We start from the raw sequence: 13,269 nt of genomic DNA on the forward strand, positions 1-13,269 counted from the left end.
GATGGTCGATGCGTCGTGAAATCTCGGGACGAGCGCCGCCGCACGGCGCGCGTCGCGCGCCGCGTGGTGGTGCCGGTAAAAAGGGGAAAAAGGGAGAAAGCGCCGCGCGGGCCGCTGCCGCTTACGCGGCGTCGAGTTCGCGGCCGCGCGTCTCGGGCAGCGTCAGCGCGGCGACGATCACCACGCCGTATGCGGCGACCGCGAAGATCCCGATGCTCGTGCCGAGCCCGTATTGCTTCGACAGCGCGCCGATCAGGAACGGGAACAGTGCGCCGATCGCGCGGCCCACGTTGTAGCAGAAGCCCTGGCCCGAGCCGCGCACGCGGGTCGGGAAGAGTTCGGTGAGGAACGCGCCCATCCCCGAGAAGATGCCCGATGCGAAGAAGCCGAGCGGGAAGCCGAGCCACAGCATCGACGCGTTGGTCAGGTTCAGCGACGTGTACGCGAACGCGATCACCATCGAGCCGATCGCGAACAGGATGAAGTTCGGCTTGCGGCCGAGGCGGTCGGTCAGGTATGCGCTCGTCAGGTAGCCGACCCACGAGCCGAAGATGATCATCGCGAGATAACCGCCGGTGCCCATCACGGTCAGGTGTCGCTCGGTCTTCAGGAAGGTCGGCAGCCACGTCGTGATCGCGTAGTAGCCGCCCTGCGCACCGGTCGTCAGCAGCGCCGCGCGCAGCGTCGTCGTGATCAGCTTCGGCGCGAAGATCTCGGTGAGGCGCGGCGCGTCGGCCACCTTCGCCTGCGCGGCCTTCTCCTTCTCGTAGACGTCCGGCTCCTTCACGTAACGGCGGATCGCGACGACCAGCAGCGCGGGCGCCAGCCCGACGAGGAACAGCGCGCGCCACGCCTGCTCGGCCGGCAGCACCGAGAACAGCAGCGCATACAGCAGCGCGCACAGCCCCCAGCCGATCGCCCAGCCCGACTGCACCAGGCCGACCGCCCTGCCGCGATCGCGCGCACGGATCACCTCGCCGATCAGCACCGCGCCGGCCGTCCATTCGCCGCCGAAGCCGAAGCCCATCAGCGCGCGCGCCGCGAGCAACTGGTGATAGTTCTGCGCGAGCCCGCACAGCGCGGTGAACACCGCGAACCACAGCACCGTGAGCTGCAGCGTGCGCACGCGGCCGATCCGGTCGGACAGGATGCCGGCGATCCAGCCGCCGAGCGCCGATGCGAGCAGCGTGACCGTGCCGATGAAGCCGGCATCCGCGAGCGAGATGCCCCAGGTCGCGACGAGCGTCGGGATCACGAACGACAGCATCTGCGTGTCCATCCCGTCGAGCATGTAGCCGACCTTGCAGCTCCAGAAGGCGCGGCGCTCGCGCGGCTGCGCGTACGCGTACCACGAGAACAGGCCGCTGCGCTCGGGGCTCGCGGGCTCGGCGGCGGGTGCCGCGAGGGTCTTGCTTTCCATGGTGGTGCTCCTGTCGTTATGCGCCGTCAAATGTGTGCGTGTGTCGTGTGTGCGTCGCCGCGAGGCCGGATCAGAACACGGCCAGCGACGCGTTCGTGATGTCGGTCATCAGCATGTGGCCGGGCGTATGCGCGATCGCGATCGGCAGCTTCGCGTCCATCAGCGCGGTTTGCGGCGTCACGCCGCACGCCCAGAACACCGGCAGCTCGCCGTCGCGGATCGTCACCGCGTCGCCGAATTCGGGTGCGTTCAGATCCGCGATGCCCAGTTCCTGCGGGTGGCCGATATGGATCGGCGCGCCGTGCACGCCCGGGAACCGGCTCGTGATCTGCACCGCGCGGATCGCATCGGCGCCGCGCATCGGCCGCATCGACACGACGAGCCGGCCGCCGAAGATGCCTGCGCGGCGGTTCGGAATCGACGTGCGGTACATCGGCACGTTGCGGCCCTCCTCGACGTGGCGCAGCCCGATCCCTTCACGGGCGAGCATCTCCTCGAACGAGAACGAGCAGCCGATCGCGAATACGACGAAATCGTCGCGCCACAGCGCTTCCAGCGACTCGACGCGTTCGGTCAGGCGACCGTCGCGGTACACGTTGTAGCTCGACACGTCGGTGCGGATGTCGAGATCCTCGCCGAGCGCGTCGATCCGGAACGCGCCCGGTTCGCCGACGCCGAGCAGCGGGCACGCTTTCGGGTTCGCCTGACAAAAGCGCAGGAAATCGTGCGCATACGCATCGGGCAGGATCGCGAGATTCGCTTGCGCGAACGGGCCGCAATGGCCAGCGGTCGGGCCTCGGAACGCGCCGCGGCGCACGGACTGGCGAAATTCGGAAGGCGTCATGAGATTCAATGGCAGATCGGGATGTGGTCGGGATGACGGTGTCGCGTCATCGGATACGGCGAAGAATAGGAAAGAAAAAATTTTGTCGCCAACGAGTTTTTTTGCGCTGCGTGTATAGAATTTCTTAACGCATCTTCGGGTTTTCCCCGGTCCCGTTCATTTTTTCAGCGGGGCAAGCTGCGCGCCCAATGCCTTGCCGACCGCCATGAACACGCGTTTTCTCGAAACCTTCGTCACGCTCGCGAAGCTGCGCAACTTCCGCACGACGGCCGCCGCGCTGCACGCGACGCCGGCCGCGATCTCGCAGCGCCTGAAGGCGCTCGAGGACGAATTGCAGACGGTACTCGTCGACCGCGACAGCCGCGAATTCCGGCTCACGCCGAACGGCGAGTACCTGCTCGGCTATGCGAAAGCCGTGGTCGAGGCGACGCAGGAGCTGCAGGCCGCCGCGTCCGGCGAGAGCGCGCTGCGCGGCAAGCTGCGGCTCGGTGTGATCGAGACGGTCGTACATAGCTGGCTGCCGCACTATATGCGCCGCCTCGCGGCCGACTATCCGCAGCTCGAGATCGACCTGACCGTCGACGTCAGCGTCGTGCTGCAGCGCCGGCTGATGGCCGGCGAGCTCGACCTGATCATCCGCGTCGAGGGCAGCGACGAGACGTCGGTCGTCTGCGACGCGCTAGCGAACTATCCGGTGCGCTGGATCGCGCGCGCGGGGCTGCTGCCGAACACGCGCACGGGCCTTGCGCGGCAGGTGCTGCGCCAGCCGATCCTGACTTACGGGCGCGGCACCGCGCCCCACCGCGCGCTGGAAGACATCGTCCGTACGCTTGCGCATGCGCATGGCGTGCCGCTGTCGGACACGCGCATCACCGGATCGCCGTCGATCTCGGTGATCGTGCAGCTCGTGCGCGACGGCTTCGGCGTCGCCGCGATTCCGGTGCTGTTCGTGGATGCGTTGATCGAGAGTGGTGAGGTTGTCGAGCTGCCGCTGCAGCCGTCGCCGCCGTCGATCGTCGTGTCGATGTCGCGGCGCGCGGATGCGCCGCGGTTCGTGCACGGCGCGTCGATTGCAGCGCGGGCTGCGTGTCATGAGTACTGCGAGAAGAGTACGCGGCGGTTGGTCGAGGCGCTTTGACCTGAGGCGGACCGGCGGGTGCGGTTTCTGTTCACTTATCCGTAATACGAAAGAAATGAATCAGACAGACAGTCACGCGGACTGCCCCGCGTGCGGCTGCGTCAGCTTGCCGTCGCCGTACTCGCGGAGCACCTTCGAAATCACGACGCGATAGCCGTCGAGCCAGCGCGCCTGCTTCGCCTTCGCTTCGAGGTGCGCCGGATGCTGCATCAATTGCTGCAGCGCCGCTTCCGATTCCCAGTAGTAGACGTTCTGGATCAGCCCCGCTTCGGCGTTCTCCCACGTCTCCTCGCCGAGATAGCCGGGCGTCGCGCGCGCCATGTCGGCGATCTGCCGGTCGAGCCGGTGGAATTCGTCATCGTATTGCCCGGCACGAAAAATGAAGGTCGACGCGTACATGCCCGCTCCGTCGGAAACGATTGAAAGAGCGCCAAGTGTAAGGCACGCGCGGCGGCGCCGCGATCGTTACGCGGCGAGCGGATCGGCGTCGAGCCACGCGTCGATGCGTGGCGCGTCTTCACGCGCTCCGGCCGCGGGCGCCGGCATCGCAGCAAGCGCATGCCGTGCACGTTCGAGCGCCTGTGCGAAGCCGCGCAACTCGCGTGTCGCGGGCCGGTCGTCGGCACGCCGGCGCGCGAGCGCTGCTTCGACGTTCGCGCCGATCAACGCGAGTTGCGCGTCGATGAAGTCGAGGCACCGCGCGCGGCAATGCGCGGAGACCGGCGCGACGGCCAGCAGGACGGGCACGATCGACACGGTCAGGTAGCCGCCCGGCGCGACCCGCGACAACGCATCGCGTACGTGCTGCCCGCCACCGACCAGCGACGTGAACACGGCATCGCGCCACACCGCACGCTCGAACGCGAGTGCGTCGCGATACGTATCGAGCGCCGCTCGATCCGCGACCTGTCCGGCCGTCACCAGCGGAACCGGAAACGAGGGTTCGACGGCAGGCTGCTCGCCCTCCACCTCGACAATGCAGTTCGCGCCAAGCCATGCCGTTTCGTCTCGACGCGCAGCGAGCACGCGAGACTGCAACCGGTCCGGCAGCATCGGATCGAGCGGCACCGCGCCGCAGATCGACGGCTTCTCCGCATGCACGCTGCAGTGGCCGTCGTCGGCAAGCGCCGCGCAGCGGCCGAGCGACGGATAGTCGTAACCCTGCAGCGTCAGCACGACCCATTCGCCATTCTCGCCGCCGATGCGATGGAACAACCGCTCCGCCAGCACTTCGGATGCCGCAACATCGTCCGCGTCGAACGCATGCTCGCGCCCGCCCGCACGCCAGCGTTCGCCGATTCGCCGCTTCGGCACGCGACGGATCGTCAGCGCGCCGACGAAGCGGTGCCGATGCCGGAACAGTTCGCGCAGCGACAGCGTCGGCGCGCTGTTGCAGCAGCGTCCGCATGCATTGCACGCGAGCAGGTACGTGTCTACCACGGCCGCCGCACCGAATCCTGGTAACGCGTGAGGATGAAGCGCGCGACGTCGTCCGAGTGATATGCGGCGACGAGCTGCGCGACCCATGGTTTCGCGCGATCGGCGTTGCGCACCGTCAGCACGTTCGCGTACGGCGAACGCGCATCTTCGAGGCTGATGCTGTCGCGTGCTGGCTGCAGCCCGACGCGTGCGGCATCGTCGCTGTCGATTGCAACGAATGCAGCCGTGTCGAGCGCAGCGTAAAGACGGTCGCGGCGCAGCGCGACGAATTTCAGCCCGAGCCGGTTGCCGGTCACGTCGCGCAGCGTCGCATGCAGGCCGGCCTGCTCGCGCAGCGTCACCAGCGTGTCGTTCTGCAGCAGCACGAGCGCGCGCGCCATCCCGCGCGGATCGGCGGGAATCGCGACCGTCGCGCCGGGCTGCAGTTCGTTCAGGTTTTTCAGCTTGCGCGAATAAAGCGCCATCGGCAGCGTGACGGTCGGCGCGACTTCGGTCAGCGCGTAGCGTTTCCGCGCGCGCGTCGCGGCAAGCTGTTGCGCATCCTCGAAGCTGGCCGCGTCGATCCGGCCGTCGGCGAGCGCCGCGTCGATGCGCGACGCGTCGTCGAATTCGACGACGTCGACGCCCAACCCGCGTGCAGCGGCGACCCGCTTCACTTCGTCCAGGATCTGCGCATGCACGCCGCGCGTCACGCCGACGCGCACGGCCGGCGCCGCCGATTCGGCCGCGACGGCCGATCCCTGATGGACGACACCGCACGCGGCCAGCAGCCATACGGAAACGAATCGCACGATGCCGTTCCTCACGATGCATCCCTCAGGATCGTGCGAAAGCCGATGTGCGATGCGCCGAGATCGGCTTCCTGCTGTTCGCGCGACGACGCGCGATAGCGCACGCAGTAATCGCGCGAACACAGGAACGACCCGCCCTTGATGACCATCGGCGTATCGTGCCGGCGCGTCGGCGGTGCGACGGCCGCCGTGTCGCCGTTGGCGTGCGGCTGGTGCGGGCCCGCGTACGCGTCCTTCGTCCATTCCCAGGCATTGCCGATCATGTCGTAGAGGCGAAAGCCGTTCGCCGCATAACAACCGACGGGCGCGAGACCCGCGTGACCGTCCTCGGCCGTATCGAGCACCGGGAACGCGCCCTGCCAGTAGTTCGCGGCCGGCTTGCCCTGCGCATCGCGCGGCGCCGCATCGAGCGACGCATCGTCGCGGCCGGCCTTGCCCGCGTATTCCCATTCGGCCTCGGTCGGCAGATCGCGGCCGAGCCAGCGCGCATAGGCCAGCGCATCGCGCTGCGTGACGAGCGTGACGGGCAGGTTGCCGAGCCCGTCGACGCCGCTGCCGGGCCCGCGCGGATGACGCCACGACGCCCCCTTCACCCACGACCACCATGCGAGGTCGCGCGCATTCATCTCGTCGCGCGTCGGCACGTTGAACACCGCCGCGCCGCCCTGCTGCTCGGCCTCGGTCACGTAGCCGGTCGCCTGCACGAAGGCGGCGAACTGCGCGATCGTCACGTCGGTCTGGTCGATCCAGAAACCGCCGACGCGCGTGCGGCCATCACCGAGCGGACGCTCATCCGCATAACCGCGCGTGCTGCCGAACACGAACGCGCCGCCGCGCAGATGCACCATCCCGGCCTTCGGGTCGTCGCGCCACTTTGCCGGCAGCCCCGAGTAGCGCTCGCACTGCCGCTCCGAGCCGAGCGGCGCGAGCGCGCGGCCGCGATTCGCGTCGTCGAATGCACCGCCCGCCGGCGCTACGGGATTCGCATAGCCCGCCGCGAATGCAGTGGCGAACAGTGTGGCGACGAGCGCCGTGCCGATCGCCCAGAACCGGAACCGAAACCGCATCGTGTCGTCCTTTCAAGAAAACGCCCGCCCGCTCCAGGTTTTCCGCCCCGAAGGAAATTCCTCGTGAGGCCTGGAGCGAAGCGACAGGTCTGGGGGCGCTCAGTAATATCCACGCGGACGCAGCGGCTCGACGCCGCCGACGTTGCTCATGTAGGTCTTCCACTGGTCGACGAGCGTGCCGATCACCGACGGGTTCTGCGCCGACACGTCGGTCGTCTCGCCGCGATCCGACGCGAGGTCGTAAAGCTGCCAATGACCGTCGAGCGGCCCGAGCGGCGGCTCGGTCCACAGCGCCTTCCAGCGGCCGTCGGCGCTGCGCAGGTACGCGCGGCCGTACGCTTCGTCGCCGAACGGCGCCGTATGCACCTCGCCCGTCGCCGAGCCGGTGAGCACCGGCAGCAGCGACTGGCCCGTAACCGGATACACGTAGCGGTTGTTGTAGATCACCTTGCCCTTGTTCTGGTCGACGCCCGTCAGCGTGTTGACGAGCGGCGGCGCCGGCTGCGACGGCGGCGTGACGCCCGCGACCGCGAGGAAGGTCGCCGTGTTGTCGGTCACATGCGTGAACGCGCGCAACGTCGGCAGTTGCTGCGACTGGCCGGGCAGGCGCACGATCGTCGGCGTCGATACGCCGCCTTCGGCCGAGTAGCCCTTCGTGTGCCGGAACGGCGACGCGCTCACTTCGGCCCAGCGCAGCCCGTACTGCAGGCGTTGCGCGTTCTGCTTGCCGTTGTCGGTGCCGAGCGCCGAATAGGTCGGCTCCTGCGCGTTCGCGGTATCGGTCGCCGTCGGGTCCGCGCCGGAATCGATCGGCCAGCCTTCCGCGCCGTTGTCCGACTGGAACATGATGAACGTGTTGTCGTATTCGCCGATGTCCTTCAGGTGCTGGATCAGCAGGCCGATGTTGTAGTCGAGGTTCTCGACCATCCCCGCGTAGATCTCCATGTAGCGCGCCTGCGCACGGCGCTCGGCCGGCGACAGGCTCGACCACAGCTTGTCGACCTTGCCGGTGCCGTAGTCGCTGTAGCCGTCCGCGGCCGAATGCACCGCGCTGATGTATTTCGCGCTCGCGGTGCCGTTGTTCGCGGTCGCGGGCGACGCCGCCGTCGTTTCAGGCACGCCGTCGAACGGCTTGAAGTCGGCGGGAATCAGGCCGAGCGCTTTCTGCCGCGCGATCCGCGCGTTGCGGATCGCGTCGTAGCCGGCGTCATAGACGCCCGCGTACTTGTGCAGCCACGGTTCGGGCACCTGCAGCGGCCAGTGCGGCGACGTGTACGCCGCGTACGCGAAGAACGGCTTGCCGTCGCGCTGGTTCGAATCGATGTACGAGATCAGCTTCTGCGTATAGAAATCGGTCGAATAGAACACGGCCGGGCTGCCGCCCGTGCCGCCAGGCTGCCCGGGCTGGCCAGGCTGCACGTAGCGGCCGTCCTCCGTGTAGTTCGACGAGCCTGCCGGCTCGTGCGCGAAGTGGTTGGTCGCCGCACCGCCGAGCAGCACGTAGCTGCGCTCGAAGCCCCACTGGTCGGGCGTCTGCCCGCTGCCCGTCGCACTGCCGACGATCCCCGAGCCGATGTGCCACTTGCCCGCGATATACGTGTGGTAGCCGGCGTCCTTCAGCAGTTGTGCGAACGACAGCGCGCGGTCGTTCAGGTAGCCCTCGTAGCCGGGCAGCCCGCGCCGCTCGTCGGTCGGCACGCCCATCGTGCCTTCGCCGACGAGATGGTGATCGGTGCCGGACACCAGCATCGCACGCGTGATCGCGCAGACGGTGCCGGTGTGATGGTTCGACAGGATGCGGCCCGATGCGACGAGCGCATCGAGGTTCGGCGTGTTGATCTCGCCGCCGAATGCATGGATGTCGGAATAGCCGAGATCGTCGGCCATGATGTACAGGATGTTCGGGCGTTTCGCGGCCTGCGGCGGTGTTGTATTAGCCGGCGGAGGCGGCGAATCGCTGTCGACGCCGCCGCACGATGCGAGCGACAACGCGCCGGCGATCGCGGCGCAGACGACACGGAAACGGAAAGCATGCAACGGCGACGCGGACTTTTTCATTAGCGTGAACGCTCGATCTACGGGATCGGCGATCTTAGCGTCGCGCACGCGGCGCCCAAAGTCGGATTCGTCACATGCTAACGGGGTGCGGGAATATGCGATGCGGGCCCGATGCAGGTCGTTTTTCGCGACCCGCGCCGCGATGCGTCAGCTGCGCCCGCCGAGGCTGCCGCCGCCGTCCACGGCCAGCACCTGCCCCGTGACGAAACCGGCTTCGTCGGACAGGAAGAACGCGATCGCGGCCGCCACGTCGTCGGGCGTACCGAGCCGGCGCGCGGGGATCGTCGCGAGCACCTTGCGCTCGGCTTCGCTTCCGACCGGCCGCGTCTGGCGGAACAGTTCGGTCTCGATCGGGCCCGGCGCAACTGCATTGACGGTCACGCCATGCTCGGCAAGTTCGAGCGCCCACGTCCGCGTGCAGCCGACGAGCGCGTTTTTCGCGGCCGAATAGGCGGTGCGATCGAGGCTGCCGAAAATCGCGCGGCTGCATATGTTGACGATGCGCCCGTGGCCGCGCGCCTTCATCGCGTCCGCGAAGTGCTGAGTGACCTGGATCGCGGCCCGCACGTTCAGATCGAACACGGCCTGCAGCGACCCGAAATCGATCTGCCCGAGCGGTTGCGGCAACACGATACCGGCGTTGTTGACGATGCCGTCGACGTCGTGCCGCTCGCTGATGTGCGCAAGGGTTGCCGCCGTCTGTTCGATGTCGGCAAGATCGCATGCGAGCAATTCGCCGGGGAAGTCGATGCCCTGCGCATGCCGCGCGAGGCCGATGACGCGATGGCCGCGCTGCGCAAGTGTTGCGCTGATCGCGAGGCCGATGCCGCGTGACGCGCCGGTGACGAGATAGGTGCGGGATGACATGTGTGTCCCTTCGGCGACGAGTCCGGAACGGCGCGGCACGTGCATGGTCGCCTGGCGCGCACGTGCTCCGCTCGATTGTGCCGCAGCGGCGCAAAACGCGTACGGTCGTCACCTTCGATTCGTCTACGTCACATGCCCGTCGGTCAACCGGCCCGCCCCGCCGCGGCCGGCATTGCGCGCGGACCGTCGAGCGGCCAGTACGACGCTCCCCATACCCTCGCCATACTTGGTACGGAAACGTTAGGAAAAGTCCTAAGACGGTAAAGAAGGGCTGCGAAATTATTCGGATCACAACACTCGGGGGAGTTTAGGCGACTGGCCGGCATATCGACATCGTCGCTACCCTGAACACTTGAGGGAAGCAAAAAAAGAAAAGAAGTCTGTGCTCGACGAGCGCACGCCGATCTAAACTCGATCGATCTGCTCGACAACCTGATAGAGTTGTCGGGTAAGCCGGAGCAGGGCGTATGTAAGAATTTCACGACCGATCCGGAGAAAGACCAGATGTCGAAATGCCCGAGTTTTTTCGAAGCCTTCCAAGCAAACATGACCGCGTTGCATATGCCCGTTCCAACGACACTTTTCGCAACACTGCAAACGTCCGTCGCAAGCGTAGCCGCAATGATGGGTGTCTTAAAGACGTTAGGTGCAGATGCAACGGTCGGGGAACTGATTAGCGCAACAACGAAGTTGGAAGTGGTCACCATCGGCAGTTCGATTCTTGGCAGCATCTACCTGGGCGCGGTTATTGGTAGCTTGATGGTCGCAACCGATACCGCACTGGCATGCGGAGTCGGCAAGCACGGAAACAATATGTCTTTGGCGGTCGCTCAATGGGGCACACGCTACGGACTCGCAGTTCATCCTTTGGTTATGGCTCAAATCCTGCGCCATCCTGAAGTGCTTGTACCGGGCCCGCATAGCTATCTCGGTTTGAAGGCGAACACGGCGATCCGGGGTGTGCGATGAAGTGGATCGCAGATCGATTGCTTCTCATCGTTACGGCGTTGATATTCACGGCCGTAGGCTGGACGATCATCAGCGCGACCGGCGAATGGTTTCCGATCTTGATGATGTTGACTGCGTTCGCTTCGCTGTGGATCGATAACACGCGCCTGCGCAAGCTACTCGAACAAAACGGTATCGATCCGCGACGACGCAAGCGTTAGTCGCTCGCGCAGAAATGCCCGCTATGCGCGGGCTTTTCTTCATCCGTATGGATCACGCACACGACTCCGGCGTGTCCACCACCACGGCACTTGTGCGTCGCCAAGTATCATGATCCTTGCCGGAATATCTTCGATACGCGAAAACAACGCACGTCATTCTTCCTCATCGAATTCGACATGAAGACAACGCTTGCTCTCAGGATGCTGGTCCGCACTGCACTTCTGGCAGCTTCCTTCTGGATCGCCGGGGCGGTACACGCTGCCTCCTTCAATTGCCATCTGGCTAAACACCCGGCGGAGCAAACGATATGTGCCGTCCCCGAGTTGTCGAAACTCGATGATCAGCTTGCGATCGCGTGGTCGCTCGCGCCGCAACGCATCGACAGGGGGCGCGGTGACTCCGGCCTCAATGAATTGAAGAACTATCAGCGCGGCTGGCGAATCCAACGGGATGCCTGCGGACATGACGTCGACTGCCTGCGCACTAGTTATCTCCGGCGGCTGCAGCAGCTTTCCGTGCCGGATCCCGAAACCGTGCTCGACATCAACGACTTCCATTGGTCGCAAACCTGGACGCTCATCGAGATTTCGTCCAAGCCGCTCCCACGCAAGCGCGGCGGAATGATCACGATTCTTGTCAACCCGTATGCCGATGCAGCACGGCTGACATTCGACGCATCATCATGGAACGGTGAAAACAGCGGACGAGAATACAAGGCCGATGCAGTTGTACGGGCCGACGGCAAGGCATTCCACGTTGGCTCCGACGGCTGCCAGCTCGATTTCGCCATTCACGGCGCGCAGATGGAGGTCAAGCAGCGCGGTCAATGCGGGAAAGTGCTCGGCCACGGCAGTGACGTCGATTTTCAAGGCACGTATATCGACGAAGCGCACGCTCCGAACAAGGGCTTCGAATTTGAATGATCGTCTAAACCGCACGTCGGCAGGCCGTTGTCACACGATCGACAGCGGCAACGCGAGGCGAGGCGCAGCCACAGGAACGGGCCGGCGAGCAACGCGACGACGCACGCATAGTGCAGCGCGAGAGAGGTAAGCGGATCGGCATAACGCAAGCCGAGCTTCAGGAACACGAAGCCGCTGGCCCACAGCAGCAGGAACAGCGCGGGGGCGATTCGCAACCAGCCGGGTTGCCGCGCGGTCATCGGAGTATCGATCGCTGTCATGCGCGCTCGCGTTGCGTCGTCGGATGGGCACCTGCCCCGCTCGCGCCGGGGCTGTGTGCGAGCCGGCGCATCATCGGCGGATCAGGTGGTAGTGACATTCAGCACGGTCACCGCGATGCCGATGACGATCACGACCTGCAGCTTCCTGTTCATGACAGCGTGCCCCCGGATAGGCGTTGTGCGGTGATCACACGCAGCGTCAGTCGATCATGCGTGACGGGTTCAGGTCGCAATCGCGGCGCCGTGCGCCTCTCAGTCTTCCGACGCCAGCATCCGCGGAATCTCGTCGACCAACGCATCGATGACGACACGCACCTTCGACGGCACGTGGCGCGACGACGGCCGCACCGCGAACACCTCGGCGCCCGACACGCTGTTGCTGTCCATCACGAGCGCGAGGCGGCCGTCGCGCAGGTAAGGCGCCATCAGCCAGCACGGCAGCCACGCGAGGCCCGCGCCGGCAGCGGCCGCATCGGCGATCGCCTGCAGGTCGTCGAACCGCAGGCGGCCGGCCGCGCGATGGTCGTGCACCGCGCCGTCCGCACCGATGATCCGCCATGGTGCCGGCTGCCCGCCGCGCGAATACGCGATGCCGACGTGCGACGCGAGTTCGTCGAGCCCCGTCGGCCGGCCGTGACGTTCGAGATACGCGGGCGATGCGCAAATGCCCATCGTCTGTACGCCAAGCCGCCGCCCGACGAGCGTGCTCGTATCCGCAAGCTCGCCGATGCGCACCGCGACGTCGAAACCGTCGTTGATCAGGTCGGCCAGGCGATCGCTGAACGACACGTCGATCTCGAGCCGCGGATGACGCTCGACGAGGCGCCGCATGACGGGTGCCACGCATTGCCGCCCGAACAGCACGGGTACGCTGATGCGCAGCCGCCCCGACGGCTCGCGCCGGCCCGCGTCGAGCGCGGCCTCCGTTTCGCCGAGATCGGCCAGCAGCCGCCGGCACTGCTCGTAATAGACGAGCCCTTCGTCGGTCAGGCTGAGCTGGCGCGTCGTGCGCTGCAGCAGCCGCGCGCCGAGACGGCGTTCGAGCCGCGCGACGACCTTCGCGACGGCCGAACGCGTGACGCCGATGCGCAGCGCCGCCGCCGCGAAGCTGCCCGACTCCACGACGTCGACGAATTCGGCGACGCCTCTCAGACGCTCGTCCATACGATTCCGCTCCGGTTGGATGACAGGTTTGTGTCCATGACGGCGACAGTCAGTGGCCGAATTCTCGCCAATGCGTCCCCGTGCGCAACACTATGATAGTTCGACCTATCTCGAAAAAGGAGTCGAC

General features: G+C 66.3%; 13 protein-coding genes and 1 pseudogene. 4 read left to right on the forward strand and 10 right to left on the reverse strand.

What is annotated here, in order from left to right; translation table 11 throughout:
• Positions 1-121: 121 nt before the first annotated feature.
• Together ACM6JT_RS14145 and ACM6JT_RS14150 are read right to left on the reverse strand one after the other, a co-directional pair.
• The gene (locus ACM6JT_RS14145; protein ID WP_407971652.1) at positions 122-1,420 is read right to left on the reverse strand and encodes an MFS transporter; all 1,299 of its coding nucleotides are present in this window, start codon (positions 1,418-1,420) and stop codon (positions 122-124) included.
• Between the two features lie 70 nt (positions 1,421-1,490).
• The gene (locus ACM6JT_RS14150) at positions 1,491-2,264 is read right to left on the reverse strand and encodes a putative hydro-lyase (RefSeq protein ID WP_105389741.1); all 774 of its coding nucleotides are present in this window, start codon (positions 2,262-2,264) and stop codon (positions 1,491-1,493) included.
• Between the two features lie 205 nt (positions 2,265-2,469).
• On the opposite strand from ACM6JT_RS14150, the gene ACM6JT_RS14155 reads away from it, so the two are divergent.
• The gene (locus ACM6JT_RS14155) at positions 2,470-3,402 is read left to right on the forward strand and encodes a LysR family transcriptional regulator (protein WP_034182220.1); all 933 of its coding nucleotides are present in this window, start codon (positions 2,470-2,472) and stop codon (positions 3,400-3,402) included.
• A gap of 72 nt (positions 3,403-3,474) precedes the next feature.
• Here ACM6JT_RS14155 and ACM6JT_RS14160 read toward each other — a convergent pair whose 3' ends face one another.
• From ACM6JT_RS14160 to ACM6JT_RS14185, 6 genes are all read right to left on the reverse strand, one after another.
• Positions 3,475-3,801, reverse strand: coding sequence for an antibiotic biosynthesis monooxygenase family protein (locus ACM6JT_RS14160; RefSeq protein ID WP_034182033.1), 327 nt, complete (start codon positions 3,799-3,801; stop codon positions 3,475-3,477).
• A gap of 66 nt (positions 3,802-3,867) precedes the next feature.
• Positions 3,868-4,842 carry a flagellin N-methylase gene (locus ACM6JT_RS14165; RefSeq protein ID WP_414856695.1) on the reverse strand — a complete coding sequence of 325 codons (975 nt, stop codon included), beginning with the start codon at positions 4,840-4,842 and terminating at the stop codon, positions 3,868-3,870.
• Positions 4,836-5,636 (reverse strand): MetQ/NlpA family lipoprotein, encoded by an 801-nt coding sequence (locus ACM6JT_RS14170; RefSeq protein WP_414856744.1) that lies wholly within the window; start codon positions 5,634-5,636, stop codon positions 4,836-4,838. The genes ACM6JT_RS14165 and ACM6JT_RS14170 overlap by 7 nt, the downstream gene beginning before the upstream one ends.
• Before the next feature lie 8 nt (positions 5,637-5,644).
• Positions 5,645-6,700 carry a formylglycine-generating enzyme family protein gene (locus tag ACM6JT_RS14175; protein WP_414856696.1) on the reverse strand — a complete coding sequence of 352 codons (1,056 nt, stop codon included), beginning with the start codon at positions 6,698-6,700 and terminating at the stop codon, positions 5,645-5,647.
• Positions 6,701-6,799: 99 nt separating this feature from the next.
• Entirely contained in the window at positions 6,800-8,758 is a 1,959-nt protein-coding gene (locus tag ACM6JT_RS14180) for an arylsulfatase (protein ID WP_105389743.1), read from the reverse strand.
• 147 nt (positions 8,759-8,905) lie between these two features.
• Positions 8,906-9,625: an SDR family oxidoreductase gene (locus ACM6JT_RS14185; RefSeq protein WP_175746653.1), complete on the reverse strand. Its 720-nt coding sequence runs from the start codon at positions 9,623-9,625 to the stop codon at positions 8,906-8,908.
• A 504-nt stretch (positions 9,626-10,129) separates the two neighbouring features.
• Between ACM6JT_RS14185 and ACM6JT_RS14190 the strand changes: the two genes are divergently transcribed.
• The 3 genes from ACM6JT_RS14190 (at position 10,130) to ACM6JT_RS14200 (ending at position 11,718) form a co-directional block, all read left to right on the forward strand.
• The gene (locus ACM6JT_RS14190; protein WP_081938493.1) at positions 10,130-10,594 is read left to right on the forward strand and encodes a hypothetical protein; all 465 of its coding nucleotides are present in this window, start codon (positions 10,130-10,132) and stop codon (positions 10,592-10,594) included.
• A complete protein-coding gene (locus tag ACM6JT_RS14195; RefSeq protein WP_034182029.1) occupies positions 10,591-10,794 on the forward strand; it encodes a hypothetical protein in 204 nt (67 codons plus the stop codon). The genes ACM6JT_RS14190 and ACM6JT_RS14195 overlap by 4 nt, the downstream gene beginning before the upstream one ends.
• Before the next feature lie 177 nt (positions 10,795-10,971).
• Positions 10,972-11,718, forward strand: coding sequence for a lysozyme inhibitor LprI family protein (locus ACM6JT_RS14200; protein WP_414856697.1), 747 nt, complete (start codon positions 10,972-10,974; stop codon positions 11,716-11,718).
• Between the two features lie 56 nt (positions 11,719-11,774).
• Here ACM6JT_RS14200 and ACM6JT_RS14205 read toward each other — a convergent pair.
• Positions 11,775-11,978, reverse strand: a pseudogene (locus tag ACM6JT_RS14205) (EamA family transporter); the annotation flags it as partial.
• A gap of 252 nt (positions 11,979-12,230) precedes the next feature.
• Positions 12,231-13,142 (reverse strand): LysR family transcriptional regulator, encoded by a 912-nt coding sequence (locus ACM6JT_RS14210; RefSeq protein WP_217588857.1) that lies wholly within the window; start codon positions 13,140-13,142, stop codon positions 12,231-12,233.
• Positions 13,143-13,269: the final 127 nt, after the last annotated feature.

The sequence above is a fragment of the Burkholderia sp. IT-111MI5 genome, assembly GCF_949752865.1.
GTDB lineage: Bacteria > Pseudomonadota > Gammaproteobacteria > Burkholderiales > Burkholderiaceae > Burkholderia > Burkholderia pyrrocinia_C.

Bases quoted from the DNA above. Each gene is read 5' to 3' on its own strand.
- ACM6JT_RS14210 (WP_217588857.1), bottom strand. From the start codon at position 13,142: ATGGACGAGCGTCTGAGAGGCGTCGCCGAATTCGTCGACGTCGTGGAG.
- ACM6JT_RS14145 (WP_407971652.1), bottom strand. From the start codon at position 1,420: ATGGAAAGCAAGACCCTCGCGGCACCCGCCGCCGAGCCCGCGAGCCCC.
- ACM6JT_RS14195 (WP_034182029.1), top strand. From the start codon at position 10,591: ATGAAGTGGATCGCAGATCGATTGCTTCTCATCGTTACGGCGTTGATA.
- ACM6JT_RS14180 (WP_105389743.1), bottom strand. From the start codon at position 8,758: ATGAAAAAGTCCGCGTCGCCGTTGCATGCTTTCCGTTTCCGTGTCGTC.
- ACM6JT_RS14150 (WP_105389741.1), bottom strand. From the start codon at position 2,264: ATGACGCCTTCCGAATTTCGCCAGTCCGTGCGCCGCGGCGCGTTCCGA.
- ACM6JT_RS14175 (WP_414856696.1), bottom strand. From the start codon at position 6,700: ATGCGGTTTCGGTTCCGGTTCTGGGCGATCGGCACGGCGCTCGTCGCC.
- ACM6JT_RS14155 (WP_034182220.1), top strand. From the start codon at position 2,470: ATGAACACGCGTTTTCTCGAAACCTTCGTCACGCTCGCGAAGCTGCGC.
- ACM6JT_RS14190 (WP_081938493.1), top strand. From the start codon at position 10,130: ATGTCGAAATGCCCGAGTTTTTTCGAAGCCTTCCAAGCAAACATGACC.
- ACM6JT_RS14185 (WP_175746653.1), bottom strand. From the start codon at position 9,625: ATGTCATCCCGCACCTATCTCGTCACCGGCGCGTCACGCGGCATCGGC.
- ACM6JT_RS14200 (WP_414856697.1), top strand. From the start codon at position 10,972: ATGAAGACAACGCTTGCTCTCAGGATGCTGGTCCGCACTGCACTTCTG.
- ACM6JT_RS14160 (WP_034182033.1), bottom strand. From the start codon at position 3,801: ATGTACGCGTCGACCTTCATTTTTCGTGCCGGGCAATACGATGACGAA.